Source organism: Chryseobacterium sp. R2ACT005, assembly GCF_049949215.1.
GTDB lineage: Bacteria > Bacteroidota > Bacteroidia > Flavobacteriales > Weeksellaceae > Chryseobacterium.
On record NZ_CP188192.1, the window covers coordinates 4,691,199 to 4,717,325 of the forward strand.

General features: G+C 34.7%; 20 protein-coding genes. 10 read left to right on the top strand and 10 right to left on the bottom strand.

What is annotated here, in order from left to right:
- Positions 1-239: 239 nt before the first annotated feature.
- Complete coding sequence (locus ACPF63_RS21565) at positions 240-743, top strand: superoxide dismutase family protein (protein ID WP_426481267.1); 504 nt, start codon at positions 240-242, stop codon at positions 741-743.
- A gap of 54 nt (positions 744-797) precedes the next feature.
- Here ACPF63_RS21565 and ACPF63_RS21570 read toward each other — a convergent pair whose 3' ends face one another.
- On the bottom strand, positions 798-2,927 hold the full coding sequence (locus tag ACPF63_RS21570; protein ID WP_426481268.1) for a carboxy terminal-processing peptidase: 2,130 nt from the start codon (positions 2,925-2,927) through the stop codon (positions 798-800).
- A 344-nt stretch (positions 2,928-3,271) separates the two neighbouring features.
- Between ACPF63_RS21570 and ACPF63_RS21575 the strand changes: the two genes are divergently transcribed.
- Both ACPF63_RS21575 and surE read left to right on the top strand, forming a co-directional pair.
- Positions 3,272-3,442 (top strand): lmo0937 family membrane protein, encoded by a 171-nt coding sequence (locus tag ACPF63_RS21575; protein ID WP_047380070.1) that lies wholly within the window; start codon positions 3,272-3,274, stop codon positions 3,440-3,442.
- A 401-nt stretch (positions 3,443-3,843) separates the two neighbouring features.
- Complete coding sequence (surE, locus tag ACPF63_RS21580; protein ID WP_077413238.1) at positions 3,844-4,632, top strand: 5'/3'-nucleotidase SurE; 789 nt, start codon at positions 3,844-3,846, stop codon at positions 4,630-4,632.
- 61 nt (positions 4,633-4,693) lie between these two features.
- Here the strand turns inward: surE and ACPF63_RS21585 are convergent, their stop codons facing one another.
- Genes ACPF63_RS21585 through ACPF63_RS21595 form a run of 3 tightly spaced genes read right to left on the bottom strand, consistent with a single transcriptional unit; the run spans position 4,694 to position 7,093 of the window.
- Complete coding sequence (locus ACPF63_RS21585) at positions 4,694-6,097, bottom strand: radical SAM protein (protein ID WP_426481269.1); 1,404 nt, start codon at positions 6,095-6,097, stop codon at positions 4,694-4,696.
- A 10-nt stretch (positions 6,098-6,107) separates the two neighbouring features.
- Positions 6,108-6,341 (bottom strand): hypothetical protein, encoded by a 234-nt coding sequence (locus ACPF63_RS21590; RefSeq protein ID WP_077413236.1) that lies wholly within the window; start codon positions 6,339-6,341, stop codon positions 6,108-6,110.
- Complete coding sequence (locus ACPF63_RS21595) at positions 6,338-7,093, bottom strand: prolipoprotein diacylglyceryl transferase (RefSeq protein WP_426481270.1); 756 nt, start codon at positions 7,091-7,093, stop codon at positions 6,338-6,340. Before ACPF63_RS21595 ends, ACPF63_RS21590 begins: the two co-directional genes overlap by 4 nt.
- A 61-nt stretch (positions 7,094-7,154) precedes the next feature.
- Between ACPF63_RS21595 and ACPF63_RS21600 the strand changes: the two genes are divergently transcribed.
- On the top strand, positions 7,155-8,195 hold the full coding sequence (locus tag ACPF63_RS21600) for a GMP reductase (RefSeq protein ID WP_426481271.1): 1,041 nt from the start codon (positions 7,155-7,157) through the stop codon (positions 8,193-8,195).
- 49 nt (positions 8,196-8,244) lie between these two features.
- Here the strand turns inward: ACPF63_RS21600 and ACPF63_RS21605 are convergent, their stop codons facing one another.
- The 5 genes from ACPF63_RS21605 to ACPF63_RS21625 all read right to left on the bottom strand — a co-directional run bounded on the left by ACPF63_RS21605 (position 8,245) and on the right by ACPF63_RS21625 (position 14,165).
- Positions 8,245-9,564 (bottom strand): DUF6056 family protein, encoded by a 1,320-nt coding sequence (locus ACPF63_RS21605; protein ID WP_426481272.1) that lies wholly within the window; start codon positions 9,562-9,564, stop codon positions 8,245-8,247.
- 3 nt (positions 9,565-9,567) lie between these two features.
- Positions 9,568-10,311: a 3-oxoacyl-[acyl-carrier-protein] reductase gene (gene fabG, locus ACPF63_RS21610; protein WP_047377912.1), complete on the bottom strand. Its 744-nt coding sequence runs from the start codon at positions 10,309-10,311 to the stop codon at positions 9,568-9,570.
- 171 nt (positions 10,312-10,482) lie between these two features.
- Positions 10,483-11,994, bottom strand: a complete 1,512-nt coding sequence (locus tag ACPF63_RS21615) for a WG repeat-containing protein (protein WP_426481273.1) — start codon at positions 11,992-11,994, stop codon at positions 10,483-10,485.
- Positions 11,995-12,000: 6 nt separating this feature from the next.
- Complete coding sequence (gene rsmI / locus ACPF63_RS21620) at positions 12,001-12,675, bottom strand: 16S rRNA (cytidine(1402)-2'-O)-methyltransferase (protein ID WP_047377914.1); 675 nt, start codon at positions 12,673-12,675, stop codon at positions 12,001-12,003.
- Between the two features lie 2 nt (positions 12,676-12,677).
- Positions 12,678-14,165 carry a hypothetical protein gene (locus tag ACPF63_RS21625; protein ID WP_426481274.1) on the bottom strand — a complete coding sequence of 496 codons (1,488 nt, stop codon included), beginning with the start codon at positions 14,163-14,165 and terminating at the stop codon, positions 12,678-12,680.
- A gap of 61 nt (positions 14,166-14,226) precedes the next feature.
- On the opposite strand from ACPF63_RS21625, the gene ACPF63_RS21630 reads away from it, so the two are divergent.
- The 6 genes from ACPF63_RS21630 to ACPF63_RS21655 all read left to right on the top strand — a co-directional run bounded on the left by ACPF63_RS21630 (position 14,227) and on the right by ACPF63_RS21655 (position 22,965).
- Positions 14,227-14,814 (top strand): thymidine kinase, encoded by a 588-nt coding sequence (locus ACPF63_RS21630; protein WP_077413230.1) that lies wholly within the window; start codon positions 14,227-14,229, stop codon positions 14,812-14,814.
- A 165-nt stretch (positions 14,815-14,979) separates the two neighbouring features.
- Positions 14,980-17,427 carry a bifunctional UDP-N-acetylmuramoyl-tripeptide:D-alanyl-D-alanine ligase/alanine racemase gene (locus ACPF63_RS21635; RefSeq protein WP_426481275.1) on the top strand — a complete coding sequence of 816 codons (2,448 nt, stop codon included), beginning with the start codon at positions 14,980-14,982 and terminating at the stop codon, positions 17,425-17,427.
- Between the two features lie 2 nt (positions 17,428-17,429).
- Entirely contained in the window at positions 17,430-19,589 is a 2,160-nt protein-coding gene (locus ACPF63_RS21640) for a patatin-like phospholipase family protein (protein ID WP_077413228.1), read from the top strand.
- 5 nt (positions 19,590-19,594) lie between these two features.
- Positions 19,595-20,014, top strand: coding sequence for an rRNA maturation RNase YbeY (gene ybeY / locus ACPF63_RS21645; RefSeq protein WP_077413227.1), 420 nt, complete (start codon positions 19,595-19,597; stop codon positions 20,012-20,014).
- Positions 20,015-20,161: 147 nt separating this feature from the next.
- The gene (gene mnmG, locus ACPF63_RS21650; protein WP_426481276.1) at positions 20,162-22,024 is read left to right on the top strand and encodes a tRNA uridine-5-carboxymethylaminomethyl(34) synthesis enzyme MnmG; all 1,863 of its coding nucleotides are present in this window, start codon (positions 20,162-20,164) and stop codon (positions 22,022-22,024) included.
- 119 nt (positions 22,025-22,143) lie between these two features.
- On the top strand, positions 22,144-22,965 hold the full coding sequence (locus ACPF63_RS21655) for a class I SAM-dependent methyltransferase (RefSeq protein ID WP_426481277.1): 822 nt from the start codon (positions 22,144-22,146) through the stop codon (positions 22,963-22,965).
- A 1,642-nt stretch (positions 22,966-24,607) separates the two neighbouring features.
- On the opposite strand, the gene ACPF63_RS21660 is transcribed toward ACPF63_RS21655, so the two are convergent.
- Complete coding sequence (locus ACPF63_RS21660) at positions 24,608-25,798, bottom strand: phosphoglycerate kinase (protein WP_426481278.1); 1,191 nt, start codon at positions 25,796-25,798, stop codon at positions 24,608-24,610.
- Between the last annotated feature and the right edge of the window lie 329 nt (positions 25,799-26,127).

A 26,127-nucleotide genomic window follows, 5' to 3' on the forward strand; every position in this document is an offset into this window, starting at 1 on the left:
TTCTATTTCTTCCTTCTTTTGATGTTAGAGATTAATTACTTTCTCCGTTAAAAATAAGCTTTTTTCATCTCTTTTTAAAGCAAGCAATATTCTTGACAAAGCAGCAGAATCTGAGGCCAAAACCTATTGGATTTCGGCTGTACTGCGCCGTATCTTTTGAAAAAAAGACTGGAATCATAAAGCGCTTTGGAAAATCTTTTATAATTTTAGGGATAAAATCACTTTAAATCATTTAAAAAATGAAAGTACAAACATTAGCATTATTGGCAGGATTTGCATTTTTAGCAGCTTCATGCGGAACAACAAAAATGTATTCTGTAAATGCCAAAAGCGGAACACAAACAGGAGGAACGGCAAAGTTTACCCAGCAGGGAAATGACGTGATCATGAAACTGAATGTAACAAACCTTACTCCCGGAATCCATGCAGTACACATTCATGAAAAAGGAGATTGTTCTGCTGCAGACGGAACCTCTACTGGTGGTCACTGGAATCCTTCCAAAAATGATCACGGTAAATGGGGTGCTGAACATTTCCATATGGGAGATATAGGAAATCTGGTTGCTGATGAGAGCGGAACGGCAACACTGACTTTCAAGACAGACAAATGGTGTCTGGGCTGTACTGATGAGTCTAAAAACATCATCGGCAAAGGTCTTATTGTACATGCTGCCGCAGATGATTTCCATACTCAGCCTACTGGAAATGCAGGAGGAAGAGTGGGATGTGTAGAAATAAAGTAAGCCTTTTTACTCAATAAAAAAACCCGCTAATTTTCATTAGCGGGTTTTTTATGTTTAGGATTTCGCTCCCATATCTGATACAATATTCATTGCTTCCTGCAGATAAAGATCTTTTTTCAGATTTTTGATCCACATTTCAGATTTCTTTTTGAAAGCTTCGTCTTTTTTCTCTCTTTCAACTTCACTTGGATACATCATGAACTGAAGTCCGTTCTCAAATTTAGTTAAAGCTTTGAACTTTTCAATCTGAGATTTTCTGTTCTTCATCAGTTCATTGAACTTAGTGATATTCAAAGTGATATTTTCTTCTTTGTCCAATTGTTCTCTCCACTGGGCAGACTCTAATAACAACTGATAATTGCTGTTTTTAGCCATTCTGCCTGCACTTGCTTTTTCCAGCGCCTGAATGTTGAAATAGTTAAGCTTCTGGAATTTCGTAGGCGGAATTTTATCCCATGCCAATGCATAATCATCATATCGCTCTCCTACTTCAGCATAGGTAAAGAAGTCTTTCATCTGGATATCAGAAACGATACCTTTTCTCTGTGTAGATTCTCCGGTAATTCTGTAGAATTTCTGGATAGTCAGTTTTAAAGATCCGAAATCATCTTCTGTGTTCAGGAATCTGTTCAGATCAACAAAAGTCTGAACGGTTCCTTTCCCGAAAGACTGTGGAGATCCGATAATCATTGCTCTTCCATAATCCTGCATTACTCCTGCAAGGATTTCTGAAGCCGAAGCAGAAAGCTCGTTTTGCATAATCACCAATGGACCTGTCCAGATAGGAGTTTCATTTTTATTCTTAAGAGTCTGTATTTTCCCGTTTCCGTCTTTCACCTGAACGTAAGGTCCAGCTTCCATGAAAAGACCCATAATATCCCCTACTTCAGTTAAAGAACCTCCTCCATTATTTCTAAGGTCAAGAATAATTCCCTGGATATTCTGTTCTTTCAGTTTAATGATCTCATTTTTAATATCATCAGAAGCATTTCTTCCTTTAGCATTTTCAAAATCAGCGTTAAAGCTTGGAAGGTTGATGAAACCATATTTCTTTCCGTTTGGAGTGTTCACTACAATACTTCTTGCAAAAGTGTCTTCAATAGCTACTTCTTCACGAATCATTGTTACGTCTTTGATGGTACCGTCTTTTTTCTGAACCGTTAATGTTACCGGAGTTCCTTTCTCTCCTCTGATCAGTCTTACAGCTTCATCAGAAAGCATTCCTACTACGTTTACAGCATCGTCTTTCGGTTTAGACCTTACTTTCAGAATTTTATCACCCTCAGAAAGCTGCTTAGACTTCCATGCCGGTGCACCAATGGTAAGAGCTCCTAAGTAAAGATTTCCTTTTTTCTCCTGAATCAATGCTCCGATACCGATTACTTTTCCGGTAAACTGAGTATCAAAATCTTCTTTATCCTTTGGAGAATAATAGTTGGTATGTGGATCAAATACTTCTGTATAGGCATTCATATACACGGTAAACCAATCCATTTTCTTTCTCTTTTTGAATCGGGTAAAGGTATCTTTTACAAGATCTTTTACTTCATCAGTCGCTTTTTTGATCTTTTCATCCTGAGTAAGAGGCTTAAACTTGATCGTGTCTTTCAGCTTGTATTTCTGAACAGAGTCTTTCTTTTCTTTCTGAGCTTCTTCTTTGCTGTTCATCGACTCTACTTCCTGAAGGATATTGTACTTGATAAATTTTTTCCACTCATTATACTGTTCCTGCTTGTTGGAAGGTACCTTTTTGAGTTTCGGCTCAAGAGTAAGCGTTTCATCTTCCTGAAGATTGATTGGCTTATTGAAAATATCCTGTGTTATTTTATCGATCTCATCCACTCTCTGGTATAGTCTGTCAATCGTAAGCTTATAGAATGTAAGGTCACCCTGGCTGATATAATCGTCAAGCTTTGTCTCATGCTTATTGAATTCATCCATGTCAGATTGCAGGAAATATCTTTTCGCAGGATCTACCAATTCGAAATAATGCTTATAAACGTCCTTCGAATAGGCATCATTGATAGACTTGGGGCTATAATGCAGATAAGAAAGTGTGTTTTTTACGCTCACCATAATCGTCTGCATCTTTTCATCGTCATTCTTTGGCGAGTTGAAACAAAACATTAGACTGGTTAATGGAATAAGAAGTAAAAATTTATTCAGTTTGAAATTTTTCCACATAAACTGTCTTTATTTATTAATTTTTTTAAAATAAGTATAATAATTAGTAGCAGTAAGTTTGGTACTGTTACAAATGATCAAATTTAATACCTTATTTGCAATTATCAGATAGTTTTGAACATTTTTATTAAATAGATCTGCAAATAATAATAACAGTGTTAGCCATTTCCTATTATCAGGCAGTTTAGCTCCAAAATGAAATAATTATCGTTCCATTTTCAGGGAATGGCCGCAACATGTATTTCTCATTGGAAATTAAAAACAGATACCACAAAAATCAATTTTCATCCATAAAGGCATAAAATATGCTGATATTTAACCAAATAACTTTAAAATGTAAAGTCATGAGAAGTTTATTATGGTTAATTGCAGTTATCTGCATCGTTGTTTGGCTTTTAGGAATGTTAGGAATAGTCCCAGGCATCAGCACGGGTTATTTGATTCACATTCTGCTGGTCATTGCCATTATTGTTATTCTTTATAACATCATTACAGGCAGAAAACCTCTTGATTAGTTTATTATTTTGTACAACCACTTAAATTGAGCAACCATCAGGCTTAGCAGGTGCTTTTTCAGAAAGAATCTTATACTTCATCTGAAAAGCACCTGTAAAGTACTGAGGCCATTAATGAAACAAGAATTAATATTTGAGAATGTGAGATCAAATCAATGTATTAATTTTTCTTCATTCTTAATTTATTTTCTAAACTTTAAACTTTTCTTTTTTCCTGCTCACATCCTCATTTTTTAATTAAAATAGGGCAATCTCTATTCTGAATTCACAACAATTAATAATAAAACAGCTGTTTTATCACGTCTTATTTTTACCTACATTTGATGTGTTGAAAATCTATTTGTTCAATTCTTAAATGAACAAATTCACTCTATTTGAATAAAAAATATTAAAGATAATTTATGGAAAGACCACTTATTCTGGTTACTAATGATGATGGAATTACAGCTCCTGGTATCAGAAATCTTATCAGTTTTATGAATGAAATCGGAGAAGTAGTTGTTGTAGCCCCCAACTCTCCTCAAAGTGGAAAAGGCCACGCTATTACCATTAATTCTACGCTAAGCTACGAAGAAGTTACTCTGGATGGTCCGCAGACTGATTTTTCATGCAGCGGAACTCCTGTAGACTGCGTAAAAATGGCTCTTGATAAAATTCTGAAAAGAAGACCTGATATTGTAGTTTCAGGAATCAATCACGGAGCAAATTCTTCTATTAATGTGATCTATTCGGGAACAATGTCCGCTGCTGTAGAAGCAGGTGTAGAAGGAATTCCTGCGATCGGATTCTCATTACTGGATTTCAGCTGGGAAGCTGATTTTACCCAGGCTAAAGAATTTATCCAGAATATCGTAAGAAGAACCCTGGAAAACCCAATGCCAAAAGGTATTGTACTGAATGTGAATATTCCTAAACTTCCGGCTGAAGAAATAAAAGGCGTAAAAGTGTGTAAACAGGCTCACGCAAAATGGGAAGAAAGCTTTGATGAAAGAATAAACCCGCACGGTAAAAAATATTACTGGCTGACCGGTTATTTTAACAATATGGATGATTCCGAAGATGCTGATGAGACAGCTTTGGCTAACGGATATATTTCCATTGTTCCGGTAAAGTTTGACCTTACGGCATACGAATACATGAAAACACTGGAAGAAGTGATGACTTTTGAAAGCGTTAAAGAAGTAAAATAAACCCGGAAATTAAAGATAATAAAAGCGTGAAATTAATTTCACGCTTTATTTTTTATACTGTTCAAAATAATACTTTATCTTCTTTTCTGAGTTCTTCAAGATAAGCCTTTTTTTCATCTCTATAGAAAAGATTCATTGTTTCAAAGGGTATTAACTTCAGGTCTTTATTGACAATGTGTACGCATGATTTTTTCACTGCTCTTACATCAAAATCATGTGCATCCATAAAATTCATAATGATTATTCTAAACAGGTTATCATAGTCAAGATCCGGCGCACAAACTTCGGGTAGACAACATAGTAACTGATTTACCTTGGGCTGAACTCTATCTACAGAAATCCCCGTACTGAATATATCCAGCAGTTGCATATGTAATCCCTTATCCTGTTCGTAAACAATAGTATTTCTTGATTCATTATTCAGAAGATCTGCAGGATTGATATATCTGGTTAAAGGAATCGTTTCGTCCTGAAGTTTTAAAATATACCCCATAGCCAGAGCATCCGGATTACATGGTACCGGAATAATATCATCAGAATTTAATAGCGGAAACTGATTGATTATTTCCTGTCTTACCTCAGTTAGAGTAATCTTTTCATAGACAGAATCTTCCCTGTTTCTTCCAGCAATTTCAACGGGTTGGAAGGTAATTCCTCTAACACATTTCTGCTTCAAGGCAAATTCTATAATTTTTCCTATTTCATCAATATTTTTGTCTTTTTGAAGGACAATAACCAATGTAGTAGAAAGATTAAGCTCATTAAGTTTTTCCAGTGCTTTCATTCTGACTGCAGTAAGATCCTTTCCTCTGAAATCTTGCAGTACTTCAGGTTTAAATGAATCAAACTGAAGATATATTTCAAACTCCGGGGCATAAGTTGCCAATCTTTCAGCAAATCCCGGATCATTGGCAATTCTGATTCCGTTGGTATTCAGCATCAGATGTTTGATTGGTTTTGACTTGGCAATATCCATGATTTTGAAAAACTCCGGATGAATTGTAGGTTCTCCTCCACTGATTTGCACTACATCCGGTTCTCCTTCATTTTTTACAATAACATTAAACATAGCCTCTATTTCCTCCAGACTCCTATGACTTCCATAATGTGGAGAGGACATCGCATAACATGTGGGACAAGTCAGATTACAACGATCTGTAACTTCTACAATAGAAAGACAGCTATGCTGTTCATGATCTACGCATAGTCCACAATCATAAGGGCAGCCATATTCTACATCGGTTCCGAAATGTAAAGGTATTTCAGAAGCTTTATTATAGTTTCTGATGTTTTTATAATAATGCACATCTGAAGCTATTTTTGTTTTAAAAAAACCATGATCAGGGCATCTTTTGGTCATAAAAACAGTTTCATCCTCAATAATGATCTTGGCGCCCACCCTTTTAAGACATTCCGGGCAAAGACTGATTGTATAATCGTAATAGGTATAATTTCTTACTGGCATAGCAAAATTTTTAAAGTCCTCCGCAAATATAACCACTGATCAATCCACAGATCAGAAGGGATATAAGCATTGTCTGAATAAATTGTTTCTTGGTAAATTTCCGGTCTCCCTTTCTTTCGTAAATAAGTTTTGTTATAACAGTGACAATAAGGGAAATAACCAGTGCAACCAAAATAATTGCACCAACGATAATTACGACTAAACCTGCCAGATTGCCGACTTCTAAAATAGTTAAAGTTTTCATCTTGAATATTTTAAATATAAGGGCTTGGTATTTTTGATTTTATAAATGTAGTAAATAATTACGCAAATACAGACCATTTGAATTGTACCCATATTTCCCATGATCTCTGCCCTTGGTTTTATAAAATCTAAAAAGAATCTAAACGTAAAATAGCTGACCATAAACAGCTGAAAAATAAAACCGGAAGGGTATTTCTTATGATTTTGAATATATTTTAACCCCATCCACAGAAGAATTAAAAAAGCTATTTCATACAAAGCAACTGGATGCCTGAGGTATTGGTCTCCTAAATGCATTCCAAAAACAGAATCAGTAGGGATGCCATATGTTTCTTCATAAATACCAGTGAGAAAACACCCTATTCTACCTATAATAATAGCAAATATCAGAGGAAAAACAATAAGATCTCCTGTGCTTTCTTTATGGTGCACTATCTTCTTTGCCAGCTCTACTCCCAATAATCCAAAGGCCAGGCCTCCGACAATGGTATTGTTTGACCAGAACTTTTTGATCGTAAAATTCTCAAATAAGGTATAAGGGTTTTCAAGATTACCAATCAGCTTGGAACCTATCAGAGCACCAGCAGTAGCCCCTATTAAAACTGCAGCTGAGGTGTTGAAAGAAAGTTTTTCTTTGGACTTACGTTTCAAATAAAAATAATATCTCATACCCAAAAACATACCTCCAGCCTCAAAAAGTGGATGCGCAAGAATTGTTTTGCCGAAAATATGAAATGTTACAGGAAAATCCATTATTTCAAAAATACACTATTTCAGATTATTCACTACCTTTATTCTGACAAATAATTACAAAATGCGTATAGAATATGACATAAAACTGGGGTTCAAGGATGTAATGTTCCGCCCTAAGCGTTCTACTTTAAAATCCAGGTCAGAAGTTGATTTACAAAGAGAGTTTACCTTTAAGCATACTAAGAAAAAATGGACAGGTGTTCCGGTAATTGCGGCCAATATGGATACCGTAGGAACTTTTGAAATGGCTGTAGAGCTGGCAAAAGAAAAAATTATCACAGCTGTTCACAAACATTACACCCCCGAGCAATGGGATCAGTTTCTGCAGAGCCAGCCTGAAAGTATTTATCAATATATTGCCTTAAGCACAGGAACAGGAAAAGTCGATGAAGAAAAAATAAGACTAATCCTTGAAAAGCATCCAAAAATTGAATTTCTCTGCATTGATGTAGCCAATGGTTATTCTGAACATTTCGTTGGATTTGTGAAGAAGGCAAGAGCTAGTTTTCCGGATAAAATCATTATCGCTGGAAATGTCGTTACCGGAGAAATGGTAGAAGAGCTGCTTCTTGTAGGTGCCGATATCATAAAGGTAGGAATTGGCCCTGGATCAGTTTGTACTACCAGAGTAAAAACAGGAGTAGGATATCCTCAGCTTTCTGCTATTATTGAATGTGCTGATGCTGCCCACGGTTTAGGCGGACATATCATCGCTGATGGCGGATGTAAAGTTCCCGGCGATGTTTCAAAAGCTTTTGGAGGCGGCGCAGATTTCGTAATGCTGGGTGGAATGTTTGCCGGTCATGATGAAAGCGGTGGAGAAATGATTGAAGAAAATGGAAAAAAATACCGCCTTTTCTATGGGATGAGTTCCAAAACTGCAATGGATAAGCATTCCGGAGGTGTAGCAGAATACCGTTCCTCTGAAGGCAAAACAGTGAAAGCCGCGTATAAAGGTCCTGTAGCAGACACCGTAAAAGATATTTTAGGAGGTGTACGGTCTACCTGTACTTATGTAGGCGCTTCAAAACTTAAAGAGCTTTCCAAGAGAACCACTTTTATCCGTGTTCAGGAACAGGAAAATCAGGTTTTTAAAGACTAAAAATAAAAACATAATAAAGGCTTTAGATAATAATTCTAAAGCCTTTATTTTATTCTTTTGTTCTGATATATTTTTTGTTAAAGTATTTTTGGAGCTGATCATTTACATAGGTTTCCTGTTCTTTTTCTGAAGCCATTTCATCGATATATAAAATTCTCGGAACCTCTTTTATTTTATCTACTACAACAGAGTCTTGAGGAGAGTTTTTGATGATATCTACTCTTTCATTCATTTCTCTCTCATATTCTTTCAAATCTGTAGTCACAAGTTCCATCACAATATTTTCACCATTAAAATCAATATTAAAATAATCATATTTTTCCGGGAAAATTTTAAGTTCAGGAAGAAAAATAATGAACAGAGAAATCCACCAGAATTTTTTAATTTTTTCAAATTTAAAATACACTAACAGAGAAAAAGTAAGTAAAAAATAAAAGAGTATACTTTCAAACTGTCTTGCAATAGAGGTGAGAATATAGCTCGTAAATAACAAGGGAATCAATGAAACAGACCAAAATAGAACTGCTTTTTTCAATGTAATCTGGGCAGTGATCTTTTTGAGTTCTTCTTCAAAAACTTTAATAAATAATGGAAGTACTGCAATAACTTTTAATCCTACATAGATTGTATCTGCACCAAAAAGAGCAATTCTTTTCAGCCATTTTACAATTCCTCTTTCTACCTCTCCCATTCTGTTGAAATTTCCTGGTGCAAGAAAACATGCTAGCAAAAAAACGGTTCCTAACAGCACCAGAAACAGGCTTTCTTTATTCCGTTTCTGATAATAAGATACTAACAGGAGGCCTTCAAGAATCAATGCCAGAATTTCATTAGAACCCATCAGAATGATGATAAACAAAACAGAAAGGTAAAACCATATTTTCTGTTTTGTATCCTGATATTTTTTGAAAAAATAAAGTAAGATCCCGGATAAAATAACAGGAACGAAATAGACATTGGAACCTGTGATCCAGAAGTAATGTTCTGGTAAGCTTACAAGAAGCACTGTATAAAAGAAAAACAGAAGAAATCCTTTTTTGAGGGATTCTTTCAGAGAATAGTTGAAATATTCTTTAAAATTTAATGCTGAAATTCCAATAAAGGAAAGTAGTAAGAAAACAGGATATATTTTCGGGAGAATCGTATTGCTGTCGTAAAAGACTGGATTAAACATATTAATTGAATACCCGAAATACCTTCCGCCCCATGTTGTATAGGTATCTATAAAACTTTGCAGCAATCCTGCTTTTCTGGTTGTATAGGACCAGAAATAATCATCGGTCTGATATACATTAAAAAAACTAATGTATGCCAGACCGACGCCTATTAAAATCGACAAGAATAATACTATATTCTGTACTTTTTTCATTTTCTAAGTTAACATTCCACCGTCAACATTTAACGTTTGTCCGGTAATGTAAGCTGACATTTCGCTGCCCAGGAATACACATGCATTTGCGATATCTGCAGGTTGTCCTCCTCTTTTCATTGGAATTTCTTCTCTCCATCCCTGAACCGTTTTTTCATCCAGAACGGCTGTCATTTCAGTTTCAATAAATCCTGGAGCAATAGCATTACATCTGATATTTCTTGATCCTAATTCCAGTGCCACAGATTTTGTGAATCCTATTACACCTGCTTTAGAAGCTGCATAGTTGGCTTGTCCGGCATTTCCTTTCACTCCTACTACAGAAGTCATATTGATGATAGATCCAGATCTGGCCTTCATCATCGGCTTGATTACCGCTTTGGTAAGATTAAAAACTGAATCTAAATTTACTTTGATTACTTTATCCCAATCTTCTTTGGACATTCTCAATAACAGGTTATCTTTTGTAATCCCTGCATTGTTTATTAAAATATCAATCTGCCCGAACTCTGCCATCACATCTTCCACCAATTTCTGGGCAGCATCATAATCTGATGCGTCAGACTGATATCCCTTAATTTGGGTTACAGAACTTAAAGCTGCTTCTAATTCTTTTGCTTTGTCTACAGAGCCAGCGTAGGTAAATGCTACTTTTGCCCCTTGCTGAGCAAACATTTCAGCGATACCTTTACCGATTCCTCTTGTAGCTCCGGTAATTAGTGCTACTTTTCCTTCTAATATTTTCATATCTATTGATAATTATTTTCTTTTAACTCATTCAGCTTGTGACAGCTGACACTTATAATTTTTACAATTCCTATCCGGAATTAAACGGTTTGCAAAGATATTATAAATTGTTATTCAACCCATTTAAATTGTTAAAATACTGGATTATTTTGATAATTATTTAGATTTTTATCAAAGCTGAACAGGATTATTTTTAAATCTCGTGAAATAAATAAAGTCTGTTTTTTTGCTTCTATCCAGCTTCAGTACTTCTTTCTGCCAGAAATATTTATCATAAATAATCTCCTTCAAAGGCTCATTCTGAAAGTTTGAAACTCCGAATTTTCCTTCTTTCTTTACCACAATTTCGTTCTCAGCATTCCCGAATGTGATGATATCTTCGTAAATAAAGGGAACAATTTCCGTTCCTTTCCCATCCAGAATACCATATAAATTGCCTGTATTTTTACATACCAATGGTTTTGAATACTGATTAAGCGGATTAAAATATTCAACGTCTTCATTTCTGATTTCACTGATATTCTTCAGCTCTGCCATGGAGCCATCCTTCACAGAAAACCTATAGTAACGATCCTGTTTTCCAATAATAAGATTCTCCGGATAAAAGCCTAAAATCTGTACTCCTTCTCCAACAATATTTTTAAGATCCTTATCCATGAATTGTTCTTCAGTTCCTTTTTTAAGGTAGATAAAATCTTTTCCGGAAATGCTAAAAGCCTTGATAAAATCGTATTCCAGAGGAAAAATAATATTCCCTTCCAGATCAACAATTCCGGATTTTTTTACTTTATCGTTATAAACACTGAAGAAATTACTCAATAAAGGATTTACATATTTAAAAGTCTGGGAATACAGCTTCTTATCTTTTTTATTGAATACCGTTGTTTTTCCATTTTTTATAAGGTAGATATATTCTTTTCTGCCAAAGTATTCCGGTGTGATATCATTAAAGATTTCCTCTGCAATTGTATTTTCTTCTGCATCTATCAAACCATATTTTCCTGTACTTTTATTTTTAGTAATCAGATAAGGATATGCATTGATATCTACCACCTGTTTTGAAAATTTATGCAGGGTCTGACCGTTATTTCCTATGATTTCACTCTCATTTTCTTCATTAATGATCAGTGCTTTGCCATCTTCAAAGCTGTAATCTTCTTTAAATTCGCGGCTGCTGAGCTGTTTTCCGTCAAGGTCATATAGAAACCATTTTTTATCTTTTAAAACAAAGAATCTGTTCTTTCCCGAAAAACGGATTTTTTCAGCATAAGGAATAATTTCTTTCCCATTATAATCATAGACGGCTTCTTTATCCTGTTTCGAAGAAATAATACGGTCTTTGCTCCACCAGGGTGTATTGAATTCCTGATCATCCAAAGCAATGAATTCCTCCCCTTTTTCGTTAATAATGGCCGATTTTCTATTATTGCCATCTTCAGAATAAAGAATAAATCTGTTTTTAAAAATATGTAAAATTCCTCCTCTGTAAGGAGATTCAAAGGTAATGGTTCCTAAAGAGTCTATGATTCCCTGCTTTTTAGAACCCGAATCGTAAACCGTTCCATATCCGTCTGAATAGGAAGTCACCTCCTTCCCTGTCTTTTTTGACAGGATCACTTTCATATATTGATTGGTCTGTGCAGCACAGACTACAGAACATAATACAAAGACTAATTTTTTCAAGAAAAATTAAATAGAATTGTTGACAATAAGAACGATCTCTCCTTTTAATGTTTTACTCTTGGAAAATTCAATTAATTCATTGATTGTTCCCCGTTTGGTTTCCTCAAATTTTTTAGAGATCTCACGACTTAAGCTTACTTTAGTTTCCTCTCCGAAGAATTCTTTTATCTGCTCCAGCGTTGTATTGATTTTATGTGGACTTTCGTAAAGAACGATGGTCTTTTTTTCTTCAGCAAGCTGCTTAAGCTTTGTCTGTCTGCCTTTTTTCTGTGGTAAAAAACCTGCAAATAAAAATTCATTATTGGGAAGTCCTGAAACTACAAGTGCGGGAATGAGAGCTGTTGCTCCGGGAAGGCAGATCATATCAATATTATTGTCTGCTCCTGCTTTTGCCAGCAAATATCCCGGATCCGAAATACCGGGAGTTCCCGCATCGGTAATAATAGCGATATTCTGACCGTTTTTAAGGTCTGTAATTACTTTCTCCGTTGCCTGGTGTTCATTATGTAAATGATAAGATTTTAAAGGCTTTGAGATTTCAAAATGTTTTAAAAGTATTCCGGAAGTTCTGGTGTCTTCACATAAAATATAATCAACTTCTTTAAGGACATTTACCGCCCTGAAAGTCATATCTTCCAGATTCCCAACAGGTGTGGGAACAAAATATAAGATTCCGCTCAAAATTATAAGAATTTATTTTCCACCAATATCCAAAGTCTCTGAGCATATTCATCCACTTTATTCCATTTTCTTTCGTAATACAGATCACTAAGATATTCTTTGGCTTCTTCCAATGTTTTGAACTGGTTCAGCTGAAATACCGTATCATTCAGATCTGTCTGACTTCCTTCAAAGAGCATTTTTGAAAAAGCAATTCTGTCATTCAGATCCAGTTTAAATTCCGGTTTCTGTTTGTCTGCTTCCATAAAGTTGGTAGGAATATTAGACTTCAGAATACTTCCGCTATCTTCTTTCTCTGCCACATGTTCTTTTTCGTTAGGAAATTCTCTTTCCAAAGGATCGTCATCAAAAAGTGACTGAACAGCCTTCATTCCTTTGATATTGGCTAATTTTATTTTTTTCTCCTGGTGATACACTTCTAAATTTTCAAAGCTTTCATCAGAAGGATGTTTTTCTGTTTCTTCGGCAGAAGGTTTATCGATTTCAACGATTTTTCTTCTGTCATAGACTTCAGCAAGGATGCTTTCCTCTTTTGTCTCTTCTACTGAATGATCATTTTTTATCTCGCTCAGTATATTTTCCACATTCGAAGTTTCTGTGGCCAATTCACCCTGTTCAATAGAAACATTTGAAGCAACAAACTGCTCTTCGTTTTCTTCGATAAGTATTTCATCTTCCAGAGTTTCTGTATCAAAAATACTTGGAATAATCTCTGTCACAGGAACTTTAGCATCGTTTACCCCGGCAAAATCAGTTTCTTTTTTTGATTCTTGCTCAATGTTTTCCTCTTCCTGCTCATCCATTTCATTCAGCTGGTTGTTGAAAATGGCTTCTTCCTCAGTCACTTCATCATGAAACAGGTCTTCATTGAGATCTTCATCAGAATCTGGTGTAGAATCAGCAAGAATTTTTTCTTCATCTACAAAGCTCAGAACGGCTCTCTGCTCTTCTGAAATTTCATTTTCATCAATTTCGTTCAACTGATTATTGAAAACGGCTTCCTCTTCTAAAGTTTCATGACCAAAAGCCTGTTCCTGAGTGTTTTCCGGTGTTTTTTCTTCGTAACCTTCTTCCACAAAGCTCACAATATTTTCATGGAATTCATTTTCAACAATTTCATTCAGCTGATTATTGAAAGCAGCTTCCTCTTCTTCAGAACCGGTTGAGAAAATTTCATTCTCATCAATTTCGTTCAGCTCATTATTGAAAATAGCTTCCTCTTCTGTTACTTCATTTCCTTTATCATAATGTTCCGTTTCTCCGGAAGCAAAAGAGATGTACTCATTGTTCGGAGACTGCTCCGGATGATCTGTAACAAAATATTCAATATTCTTTTCCAGCAGTTTCAAAAAAGAAATCCTGTTAGCAAGCTCATCTACAAGATCTTGCTTGGAAAGTAATTCGTCTACGTTGCTTATTTTGTCCAGATTATCAATGATATTCATGGACTCAAAAAAAATCTTTTCCTTTAAATCTTGGATATTCTGCATAATAAGATTCTTATTAAAATTGCTTACTTTTGATGTTAAAAATATACGGCTAATTTAACAAATGTTTTTAGAAAATACAATTAATCATTCCAAACAAAGTGGTTGGATGGAAGTGATTTGTGGCTCTATGTTTTCGGGTAAAACCGAGGAACTGATCCGCAGATTGCGAAGAGCGGAAATGGCAGGACAGAATGTGGAAATTTTTAAACCAAAAATGGATATACGATATTCTGAAGAGGATGTAGTATCTCATAATCAGAATAAAATCCGCAGTACATCAGTAGAAAATCCTAATGAAATTCTTCTGTTGGCTTCCAATTGTGATGTAGTAGCCATTGATGAAGCTCAGTTTTTTGATGAAAGTATTGTTGATGTTGCCAACCAGCTTGCCAATAGCGGGATCAGAGTGGTCATTGCAGGATTGGATATGGACTTTTTGGGCCGTCCGTTCGGGCCAATGCCCAATTTGATGGCTACTGCCGAGTATGTCACAAAGGTGCATGCTATTTGTAAGAGAACAGGTAATCTCGCCAACTATTCTATGAGAACTTCCCAGGGAGATAATCTGGTAGAATTGGGAGAAACTGAAAGCTATGAAGCAGTAAGCCGCCGTGTATTTATTGACGAAGTACTTTTAAAAAGAAAATAAGGGATTGAATACACCCATAAAAAATATTCACTCAATAAAAAATAAAAACGGGAAAGCAATAGAGTAAAATCTGGAAAAAAGAATCAGTATAAATTATCAGTTTCTTACTTTCTTGAAGTTTTACTTCTGCTGTTTCGTTCAAAAAATAAAGCAGAAAGGGCACCAATGAACTATACAGTACAACACATTGCAGAAATCACCAATGCACAGATCATTGGAGACAGTAATTTAATGATCAAAAATATAGCGTATGACAGCAGGATTATTTATTCTACTAAAAATACAGCTTTTATTGCGATCAATACCCATAAAAATTCCGGCGAAAAATTTATAGATTCTGCAGTAGGCAGGGGAATCAATGTTATTATTTCTGAACATCATTATCCGGAGTTTGAAAATATAACCTGGCTTATTGTTGAAAATTCCGTGGAGTTTCTTCAAAAATTAGCAAAATATCATTTCGAAAATTCTCATTTACAATCTATCGGAATCACGGGAAGTAATGGTAAGACTATTTTAAAAGAGTGGTTATATCAATGCCTCTGGAATGAATTTCCTACTGTAAAAAGTCCTAAAAGTTTTAATTCTCAGATTGGTCTTCCGCTGTCTCTTCTTCAGATCAACAGTTCGTATAAGCTGGGAATTTTTGAAGTTGGAATTTCAAAACCACATGAGATGGATAAACTTGAAAATATGTTCCATCCTCAAATCGGGCTGCTCACCCACATCGGGACAGCTCATGCTGCCAATTTTTCTTCTGAAGAGCAACTCATTGATGAAAAGATCAGTCTTTTTAAAAATTCTGAAGTAATCATTTATAATGGTGACAATACTTTGGTTGAACAAAAAATTAAAAAATCCTATTCTGATAAAAAATTAATTTCTTACGGTTTTAAAAAAGAGAACCAGGTTTTCATCAAAAGCAATATTTCCAAGGATGACAACATTATTGTTGATTATTTTGGCGAAGAAATCAGTTTTCCTGCTCATCAGAGAGACGAAGCTACATTAACCAACGCTATGGCGCTTATCACAGTTCTTAAGGAACTGAATATCGAAAATAAAAAGATCGTTGAAAAAATCAACCTTTTAAAAGCCGTTGAAATGAGGCTTGAAGCGATCGAAGGAATTAAAGGCAATATTGTCATCAATGATTCTTTTAATCTTGATCTTGATTCATTGAAGACTGCCCTGCAATTTTTGAATGAATATAATAAGTCTAAAAAATCCCTGGTGTTAACTGACATCGTAGGGGTGAGTACCAACGCAAAAGAATTATATGAGGAAGTTTCTGAGCTGGTGAATGAACAGCATTTTGATTCTGTTTTCTTAATCGGTGATGAAATATCAAAGTTCAGTGAATTATTTAAAGCTAAAACATATACTTTTATTGACACTAAGGAGCTAATTGAAAGTAAGCATCTTACTGAAATAGAAAATCAGATTATCCTGTTAAAAGGAGCCAGAAAATTTGAGATTGAAAAGCTTAAAGATATTCTTGAGCTTAGAAAACATGATACGGTACTGGAAGTAAATCTTAATGCTATTCTTCACAATATCAACTATCATAAATCATTGCTGAAACCGGGAACTAAAATGATGGCAATGGTAAAAGCCAATGCTTATGGCCTGGGAAGTTATGAAGTATCAGAATTTCTTCAGCATCATCACATAGATTATCTGGGGGTAGCCTATGTGGATGAAGGGGTTGAACTTCGTAAAAAAGGAATCACAACTCCTATCATTGTTATGAATCCTGAGCAGCACAGCTATCAGACGATCATAGAATATAATCTGGAACCTGAAATTTACAGCTTCAGAGTGTTGGAATTATTCTATGAAGCCGTTCAGAAATCAGGGTATGATAAAAAATATCCTATCCATATTAAACTGGAAACCGGAATGCACCGTCTTGGTTTTAAAGATTTTGAACTGGATCAGTTAAGCGAAACCTTAAGCCAAAAAAATCTGAAAGTTCAGAGCATGTTCAGCCATTTATCATCTTCTGATATGCCTGAAGAAAAAGAATTTACTTTGAAGCAGCTGGAAGTTTTTGAAAAGAATTCCAGTTACCTGATAGAAAAATTAGAATACGCTCCGCTTCGTCATATTCTGAATTCATCCGGAATAACAAGCTATACCAATTATCAGTTTGATATGGTAAGAATCGGTATTGGAATGCTTGGAGAGTCACCGGATAATGAAATTCAAAAGCAACTGCAGTCTGTTGTAAGTTTTAAAACCGTAATTTCACAGATATCAATGGTTGAAAACGGAGAATCTGTAGGCTACAGCAGGAAGTATAAAGCTGATCATCTTACCAGAATTGCTACTATACCCGTTGGATATGCAGATGGTATTCCGAGATTGATAGGAAATCAGGTAGGAAATGTAGGTATCAACAAAGTCCTGGCACCAATTGTTGGAAACCTCTGTATGGATATGATGATGATTAATGTAGATAATATTCCAAATGTAAAAGAAGGCGATACTGTAACTGTTTTCAATTCCAAACCAAGTTTAAAAGAATTCGCAGGCTACTGCAAAACGATAACTTATGAAGTATTAACCTCCATTTCACCTCGGGTGAAACGGATTTATATAAAAGATTAACTATGAGAAAACTCCTGATTCTGCTTTCCATATTCCAACTGTTATTGATCCATTCTCAGGTAAAAAAAGATTTGGTGATTCCTAAAAATCCAAGGATAGGACTGTCGCTGGCCGGTGGCGGAGCCAAGGGGTTTTCACATGTAGGAGTTCTTAAAGTATTAGATTCATTGGGAGTGAAGGTGGACTATGTTTCCGGAACAAGTATGGGAGCCATTGTAGGTGGTTTGTATGCCGCAGGTTACTCCGGAAAAGAAATAGAAAAAATTGTCATGGATACGGATTTCTATTCTTTAATTATGGATCCAAAATCCAGACAGGAAACCAGCTTTTTTAACAAATCTGTAGACAAATATCTTTTATCCATTCCGCTCAAAAACGGAAAAATCACACTTCCCTCTTCTATCAGTACTGGCCAAAGAAATGTTTATCTCCTGAAAGAACTTTTTAAAAATGTTTCCAATATTGAGGACTTTTCCAAAATGCCCATTCCATTCATGTGTGTTGCAACCAATCTGGAAAGCGGCAATATGCAGATCTTTGAAAAAGGAGATCTCGTACAATCTATTATGGCGAGTTCTGCTTTTCCTTCTTTAATGGATCCTGTTAAAATTGGCGACAGCATTTATATTGACGGGGCCATGACTGTAAACTATCCTTCAAAGCCTTTAAAGGACAAAGGAATCGATATCGTGATTGGAGTGGATCTTAATCAGGATCTTTCAAAAAGAGAGGATTTAAACAATATTATATCCATCCTGAACCAGGTAATCGATTTCGGAATAAAGAAAGATACAAGAAAACAGTATAAATATACAGACATCAATATCAAACCCAACCTGAAGGGCATGTCTGCAACAAGCTATGACGATAAGAAGAAAATTCTGGACAGCGGATATGTAGAAGGGCTCAAATATTCACAAGTACTAGATCAATTACCAAAGCGCCCTTTTGACCGCCTCAGACAACGCATAAACCCTATATATTCCAACGTATACAAGATAGATAGCATTTCTATTGAAGGAAGTAAAATATATGGTAAAAACTACACTCTGGGGAAAATGGGACTTCGTCTACCCTCTTTACAGACTTATGGAAGCATCAATAAAATGGTGGATAAATTGGTGGCGACAAATAATTATCGTTTTATCAATTATGATATCGTTCAGGAAAATGATGCCAACTACTTAAAGCTTTATGTCACTGAAGATGACACCCGCCATTTTATAAAATTCGGGTTGCATTATGATGAAGTTTTCAAAACTGGGCTCCTTTTGAATTATTCAGCAAAGAGGCTTTTATTTAAAAATTCAAACCTTTCCCTGGATGTTGTTGTGGGAGACCGCGTGAGATATTATATGAACTATTTTATAGATAACGGATACATTCCTGGATTTGGTCTTTATTCATCAGGAATGAGTTTCGATATAAAAAATGTTGATAATTATGTTGTGGACCGATGGGAATGGTTAAGAAATGAAGCCTATATACAGTCTATATGGAAGGATAAATTTGCTATTGGAGGTGGTATCAGCCATGATTATTTCAAAGCGGAAAACAGCAATGGAGACAACAGGCGTTACAGCCGTTTTCTGAACCCTTACATCTTCATAAAAACCGATACGCAGGATGATAAAGAGTTTCCTACCAAAGGAATTTATTTTGCTGCAGAAGGAAAGGTAGTGGATCTTTTAAAATCTGAGGTTGATAAAAGAATAATTCAGATCAAAGCAGATCTTAAAATCAATATTCCTCTGGGTAAACAATTTACTTACCGTCTGAACGTTTTTGGAGGGGTTACTATTGGTGAAAATCTTCCTGCCTACTACCAGTACAGATTGGGTGGAATTTTTGAGCAGAATCTAATGAATTTTAAAAGTTTTGGAGGATTTTATTTTGCCCAGCTTTATACTAATAATGTGATATTAGCTTCAAACGATGTTCAGTTTAAATTTAACAAAAACTATTTCATCAGTGGAAACTTCAGCTTTGCTAACTTATCAAATGATATTAAGTTTGAAGACGCAGTTAAAGTAAATTATAGTTCCCTGGGAATTACGGCAGGTTACAAATCTCCTTTCGGGCAGATAAAAGTTAACTTCAGCCATTCACTTAAAAACAACCAAAAAGGTATATTCAGTGTCATTTTAGGACACTGGTTTTAAAAAAAATGATACAGTTCTTTTACGAAAGCTTACCAGAGTCGGTAAGTACAGATTACAAAAAATGGCTGGAAGATCTTATTCTTTCAGAAGGAAAAAAGCCAGGAGAAATCAATTACATTTTCTGTGATGACGAATATCTTCTTAAGATTAATCAGGATTATTTGCAGCATGATTATTATACAGATATCATCACTTTTGATTATGTAAAAGGCAAGACAATAAGCGCTGAGATTTTCGTATCTTTGCAGCGCATTTCTGATAACGCCTCTACCCTATCCCGAGATTATGAAGAAGAATTAAGAAGAGTTTTAGCCCATGGTATTTTACACCTTATAGGCTATAAAGACAAGACGGAAGAGGAAGAAAAAGAGATGCGGAGAATGGAAGATTTGTACTTGGCCAAATACGTGGATTTAAAGTTTTAAAATTGAACAATCACTTAAAGTCCCATACCTAAAGTACTCAATTCTAGTAATAATATAACTTTACCTAGAGTGTATTCTTCAAAAATGTTTCACGTGAAACATTGGTTATAAAGATAAGGTTTAAAGCTTAAAACAAGCGAGATAAAAATGATTTCAGAAATATATGATGTAATAGTAGTAGGTGCCGGACATGCAGGTTGTGAAGCAGCAGCAGCCGCTGCTAACCTCGGTTCAAAAACACTACTCGTTACAATGAATATGCAGACCATCGGACAGATGAGTTGCAACCCGGCAATGGGCGGAATCGCAAAAGGACAGATCGTAAGAGAGATTGATGCAATGGGAGGATATTCCGGAATTGTAGCAGACAAATCTGCTATACAATTCAAAATGCTGAATCTTTCAAAAGGTCCTGCGATGTGGTCTCCGAGAACCCAAAACGACAGAATGCTTTTTGCTGAAGAATGGCGCTTAGCATTAGAGAATACACCCAATCTTGATTTCTTTCAGGATATGGTGAAACAACTGATTGTTGAAAATAATAAAGTAACCGGAGTAGTTACTTCTTTAGGAATTGAGATTAAAGCAAAATCGGTAGTTCTTACTAACGGAACTTTTCTTAATGGTTTAATTCACGTTGGAGATAAACAATTAGGCGGAGGAAGAATGGGTGAACCAAGAGCATTTGGAATTACAGAACAATTGGTCACTTTAGGATTTGAAGCAGGAAGAATGAAAACCGGTACTCCACCAAGAGTAGATGGAAGAAGTTTGGATTACTCAAAAATGGAAGAACAAAAAGGAGATGAAAATCCTCAAAAGTTTAGCTATCTTGACACCCCAAAATTGACAAAACAATTAAGCTGCCATATCGTATATACGAACGAAACAGTACACGATATTTTGAGAGAAGGTTTTGACAGAAGCCCAATGTTCAATGGTACAATTCAAAGTTTAGGTCCAAGATACTGCCCAAGTATTGAAGATAAGATCAACCGTTTTGCAGAAAGAAACAGACACCAGCTATTCGTAGAACCGGAAGGATGGAAAACTGTAGAGATCTACGTAAACGGATTCAGTTCTTCTCTCCCTGAGGATGTACAGATCAAAGCAATGAAACATATTCCTGGATTTGAAAACGTAAAAGTGTTCCGCCCAGGTTATGCAATTGAATATGACTACTTCCCTCCTACCCAACTAAAACATACCCTGGAAACAAAATTAATTGATAATTTATATTTTGCAGGACAGATCAACGGAACAACAGGATATGAAGAAGCAGCAGGCCAAGGATTAATCGCCGGCATCAATGCTCACAATAAAGTTCATGAAAAAGGCGACTTCATTCTAAACAGAGATGAAGCTTATATCGGAGTCTTAATAGATGATCTTATCACAAAAGGAACTGAAGAGCCTTACAGAATGTTCACTTCACGTGCCGAATACAGGCTTCTTTTGAGACAAGATAATGCAGATATCAGATTAACTGAAAAAGCTTACCACCTAGGATTGGCAAAAGAAGAAAGATTAAGAAGGATGGAAACAAAAGTATCTGAAAGCCAAGCACTTGAAGAATTCCTTCGCGAAACTTCTTTAAAACCTGGTATCATCAACCCTGTTCTTGAATCTATAGAAAGCAATCCGGTAGATCAGGCATACAGAGCAGCACAAATTCTTACCAGACCTCATATGACATTAGGAAAACTGGATGAAATTGATTTCATTAAAGAAGTTTCAAGCCAATACAACAATGAAGTAAGAGAACAGGCTGAGATCAATATTAAATATAAAGGATATATTGAGAAAGAAAAAGAAAATGTAGCCAAACTAAACCGTCTGGAAAATATTAAAATTCCTGAGAATTTTGATTATACAAAACTTTCCAGTCTTTCTGCAGAAGCAAAACAGAAGATGTCTAACGTACGTCCAAAGACTATTGCCCAGGCAGGAAGAATAAGTGGAGTTTCTCCAGCCGATATCAACGTTTTACTAGTCTATTTAGGACGTTAAAAAAGATATGTTTCACGTGAAACATAAAAAATAATAAAGCAAAAATTAAGGTATTTGTGAGCATACATCAAGCTCTGGATATCTTAATTTTTTTTACAATATAAAAGATAACGATTTCAATGAAAATAAAAGATCATTTTCTTTCACAGGAAATTTTTGAAATTAAAGAGACAGAAACAAAAGGAGTCTTCAAGACCACTCCTATTCCATCCGATATTTCCAGATATTATGAAAGTGAAGATTACATTTCTCATCATCAGGATTCCGGAAGACTGAAAGAAAAGCTTTATAAATTCCTTCAGTCTTTTAATCTTCAATACAAGAAAAATGTATTGGTAGACAGAATAAAAAAAGGATCAAAAGTTCTTGATTATGGATGCGGTGCCGGAGAGTTTGTTAAATTTATAGAAAATGATTTTGAAACTTTCGGTTTTGAACCAGATGCAGATGCAAGAAAAGTAGCAGAAGGAAAAATAACGAAAGCTTCTATATTAGATAATATCAATGCAATTGAAGAAAACAGCTTAGATGCTATTACCCTATGGCATGTGTTTGAACATATCGAGAACCAGGATGAAATGCTTAGTGCATTTCACGGGAAATTAAAAGAAAAAGGAATTCTGATTATTGCTGTTCCCAACCCTACTTCATATGATGCAAAACATTATAAAGAGTATTGGGCCGCCTATGATGTACCCAGACACATTTATCATTTTTCAAAAGTTGGAATGGAAAATCTGATTTCAAAAAAACCAGACTGGAAAATGAGAAAAATAAAACCTTTAGTACTAGACTCCTATTACATCTCAATGTTGAGCGAAAAATACAAAAAATCACCCCTATTTTGGGTAAAAGCAGTAGTCTACGGAACAGTTTCAAACGTAAAAGCATTATTTTCCAACGAATTTTCAAGTTTGATATACATTATCGAAAAAAGATAGAAAGTGGATTTTTGACCCATTTCTGAAGGTCGGATTTTAGCATTTCAAGGCTTAAAAAATAAAAACTCAGGATTTTTTCTCCTGAGTTTTCATTTTTTAACTAAAATCATTTAGAAAAAGGAAACTTAAAAATTTAAGATCCTTATAATTTTTATAATAAATACTCCCCTACTCCATTTCAATTAAAAAAGAAAAATCAAGAACTCTTATTCTTGATTCAGTTAAAGTATTGCTCTAATCATTTATCTACTTTCCAGTTTCTGAACAAAGTTGATCCAAAAAAATAGAAAAAACGGATATTAGAAACTAAATCCTGACAAAAAGGGTATAAATTTCGACTCAAAATTACTCAAGATGTAAATACTCTGGAAAATTTAGTTTTTAGATTTTAAAGGGGATTATAAAGGTCTATTTTTTGGGACTTTATGAGAAAAATTAAGATTCTTAGAAATTTTATTTTCTGATCAAATTAAAGATCTAAAATTTGTTTAGCCAAAAAAATTTTGTATTCAATCGGAAAAGGAAATTTAAAACCTGGAACGTGAAGCTCCTCTACTCTATTCTATCTTTCACATAAAAAATTTTCAAAGAAATTTCTTTAGGCTAATTTAAAGTTCAAAAAAATAATGAAGTTGAAAATTCTGATAAAATAAAAAGTACCAAAAAAAATTACTGGTTGCAGAAAAAAGTTAGCAAATAGATTTCAAAAAAATTCTTGAAATTATTTTTCTTGAAAACTGAGTTCATCCTTCATTTTATAGTATTGAATAAATAATTTCTAATTTTTAACTACCCTTTAAAGTAAAAACAGCATATAATTTAACAATAAAAATAGTTTAAAAACTGATATACAATACATTATAACACTATCACTAATATGTGAAATAAAAAAATAAAATTCAGATAAAAATAAAGCTTAAACATATAAAACTTGCTCTTTAAATTCAAAAAAATACTAACAAGTCACATACATATGTAAATTATGGCGACAATTGAATTTTACACCATTGTCATTGACTATGGACGAATCATCGATTTCTGATGAAGGAAAAATCTCATGTAAAGCTTAGATTCCTCATTTCACTACGTTACATCCAGAATGACAGCGTCACAATAGTAATATAGCAGGATTAATGCAAAGTTGTATATAATTACCTAAATTATTATAGAGTTTAAAGGTTCAATGAAACTCCAAGATCCAATTTAAACAATCACAGATTCTTCGGCAAAAAATTGTTTTCAGAAAATACTCTTAGCTTTCAGGAATTTTATGTCACATCACGTCATTTTATCAATCTAATGTTTGTAAAATACAACATGATAATTAATAAAAAAAAATATTATAATCTCTCAAAAAAGCACAAATTCATATCAAAAATTATAGCTGATTTATCACAAAAATCTGGTTATGAAAACAAGAACACATTCTTTCTAATCCCCACTTTTAAAAAGAAAAACTAAGCACACTATTTATTAAATACCTAAGTGACTGAAAGCGAATTCAAGTCAAATCAATATAACTACAGGTTATATCTAAAATACCATGAAAGGTTCGATCAATAAAGGAATTTTTTATAAATTCAGAAAGAAAAAAAGCCTGCTAATATAATTAGCAGGCTCTAAAAATATCTTTAATTTTTATTTAATTGTTGATTGCAGCTACACCTGGTAACTCAAGTCCTTCAAGACTTTCAAGCATTGCACCACCACCGGTAGAAACATAACTTACCTGATCCGCATATCCGAATTGCTTAACAAAAGCAACACTGTCTCCTCCTCCAACTAAAGAGAAAGCTCCTAATCTGGTAGCTTCAGCAATACTCTCACCCAAGGCAACAGTTCCACCAGCAAAATTTGACATTTCAAAAACTCCAATCGGTCCATTCCAAAGAATAGTTCTCGAATTTAACAATACATCATTAAACTGATCTCTTGATTTATGACCTGCATCAAGACCCATCCATCCTTCAGGGATTGCATAGATATCAGCTTCTTTTCTTTCCACATCATTACTAAAACTTTCAGCGATAATAGCATCAGAAGGAAGATATACTTTTACTTTATGTTCTTTTGCTTTGCCTAAAATCTCAAGAGCTAAAGGAAGCTTATCTTCTTCTACTAAAGAATTACCAATTTTTCCCCCAAGAGCCTTAATAAATGTAAATGCCATCCCTCCACCGATGATCAGATTGTCAACAGCAGGGAGTATATTTTCTATAATGGTGATTTTAGTTGAAACTTTAGAACCACCAAGGATGGCTGTAACAGGTCTCTCACCACTCTTTAATACTTTATCAATAGCTTTAAGTTCATTAGCCATTAATAAACCGAAATATTTAGTTGAAGGAAAATATTGAGCGATTACTGCTGTAGAAGCATGAGCTCTATGCGCAGTCCCGAATGCATCGTTTACATAAGCATCTCCTAGTTTAGAAAGTTTCTCAGCAAAACCTGCATCTCCTTTTTCTTCTTCATTATGAAAACGTACATTTTCCAATAATAAGATCTCCCCTGGTTTCAGATCTGCAGCAGCCAGTTCCGCTTTTTCTCCGATACATTCATCAACAAACTTTACCTCCTGTCCAAGAACAGCAGAAACTTCGCCAAGAATATGTTTAAGAGAAAATTCATCTTTCACTTCTCCCTTTGGTCTTCCAAGGTGTGTGATTAAGATGACAGAACCACCATCATTAAGGATCTTTTCCACTGTTGGTTTTACAGCAACAATTCTTGTATTGTCTGTCACCTTCAGCTGATCGTCCTGAGGAACATTGAAGTCCACTCTTACCAGAGCTTTCTTATCTTTAAAATTGAAATCATTGATTGTTTTCATAAGCAGATTTATTTTTGTCAAAGTTCTATGAAGTCTCGCTGGCCAGATCCCGGGTTGCATTTCCGCAAATCCAGCGGAGACAAATTCATAAAACTCATTGAATTTTCGTTTCACAAATGTAAGGTTTTAAACTTTTTCAACAGATTGATTAAAATAAAAGTTTTCAAAAACTTTCCCCGAACCCAATCACCCACTAATCAACAATTTTTTCTCTTTATAAAAAAAGAATAATGTAGTTGTTGTTGAGTGTTGTTAGTTTCGGGGATAAGTTTTAGGCTAAAAATTGATAACATTCAACTTTTATTCAATTCATATTTAACTCACAATAT

What these genes read in the sequence shown, in the direction of transcription:
- ACPF63_RS21655 (WP_426481277.1), top strand. Translation starts at nt 22,144, where the DNA reads ATGAAAATAAAAGATCATTTTCTTTCACAGGAAATTTTTGAAATTAAA.
- surE (WP_077413238.1), top strand. Translation starts at nt 3,844, where the DNA reads ATGGAAAGACCACTTATTCTGGTTACTAATGATGATGGAATTACAGCT.
- ACPF63_RS21585 (WP_426481269.1), bottom strand. Translation starts at nt 6,097, where the DNA reads ATGCCAGTAAGAAATTATACCTATTACGATTATACAATCAGTCTTTGC.
- ACPF63_RS21635 (WP_426481275.1), top strand. Translation starts at nt 14,980, where the DNA reads ATGAACTATACAGTACAACACATTGCAGAAATCACCAATGCACAGATC.
- ACPF63_RS21605 (WP_426481272.1), bottom strand. Translation starts at nt 9,564, where the DNA reads ATGAAAAAAGTACAGAATATAGTATTATTCTTGTCGATTTTAATAGGC.
- ACPF63_RS21630 (WP_077413230.1), top strand. Translation starts at nt 14,227, where the DNA reads ATGTTTTTAGAAAATACAATTAATCATTCCAAACAAAGTGGTTGGATG.
- mnmG (WP_426481276.1), top strand. Translation starts at nt 20,162, where the DNA reads ATGATTTCAGAAATATATGATGTAATAGTAGTAGGTGCCGGACATGCA.
- ACPF63_RS21575 (WP_047380070.1), top strand. Translation starts at nt 3,272, where the DNA reads ATGAGAAGTTTATTATGGTTAATTGCAGTTATCTGCATCGTTGTTTGG.
- ACPF63_RS21570 (WP_426481268.1), bottom strand. Translation starts at nt 2,927, where the DNA reads ATGTGGAAAAATTTCAAACTGAATAAATTTTTACTTCTTATTCCATTA.
- ACPF63_RS21625 (WP_426481274.1), bottom strand. Translation starts at nt 14,165, where the DNA reads ATGCAGAATATCCAAGATTTAAAGGAAAAGATTTTTTTTGAGTCCATG.
- ACPF63_RS21565 (WP_426481267.1), top strand. Translation starts at nt 240, where the DNA reads ATGAAAGTACAAACATTAGCATTATTGGCAGGATTTGCATTTTTAGCA.
- ACPF63_RS21640 (WP_077413228.1), top strand. Translation starts at nt 17,430, where the DNA reads ATGAGAAAACTCCTGATTCTGCTTTCCATATTCCAACTGTTATTGATC.
- fabG (WP_047377912.1), bottom strand. Translation starts at nt 10,311, where the DNA reads ATGAAAATATTAGAAGGAAAAGTAGCACTAATTACCGGAGCTACAAGA.
- ACPF63_RS21590 (WP_077413236.1), bottom strand. Translation starts at nt 6,341, where the DNA reads ATGAAAACTTTAACTATTTTAGAAGTCGGCAATCTGGCAGGTTTAGTC.
- ybeY (WP_077413227.1), top strand. Translation starts at nt 19,595, where the DNA reads ATGATACAGTTCTTTTACGAAAGCTTACCAGAGTCGGTAAGTACAGAT.
- ACPF63_RS21595 (WP_426481270.1), bottom strand. Translation starts at nt 7,093, where the DNA reads ATGGATTTTCCTGTAACATTTCATATTTTCGGCAAAACAATTCTTGCG.
- ACPF63_RS21600 (WP_426481271.1), top strand. Translation starts at nt 7,155, where the DNA reads ATGCGTATAGAATATGACATAAAACTGGGGTTCAAGGATGTAATGTTC.
- ACPF63_RS21660 (WP_426481278.1), bottom strand. Translation starts at nt 25,798, where the DNA reads ATGAAAACAATCAATGATTTCAATTTTAAAGATAAGAAAGCTCTGGTA.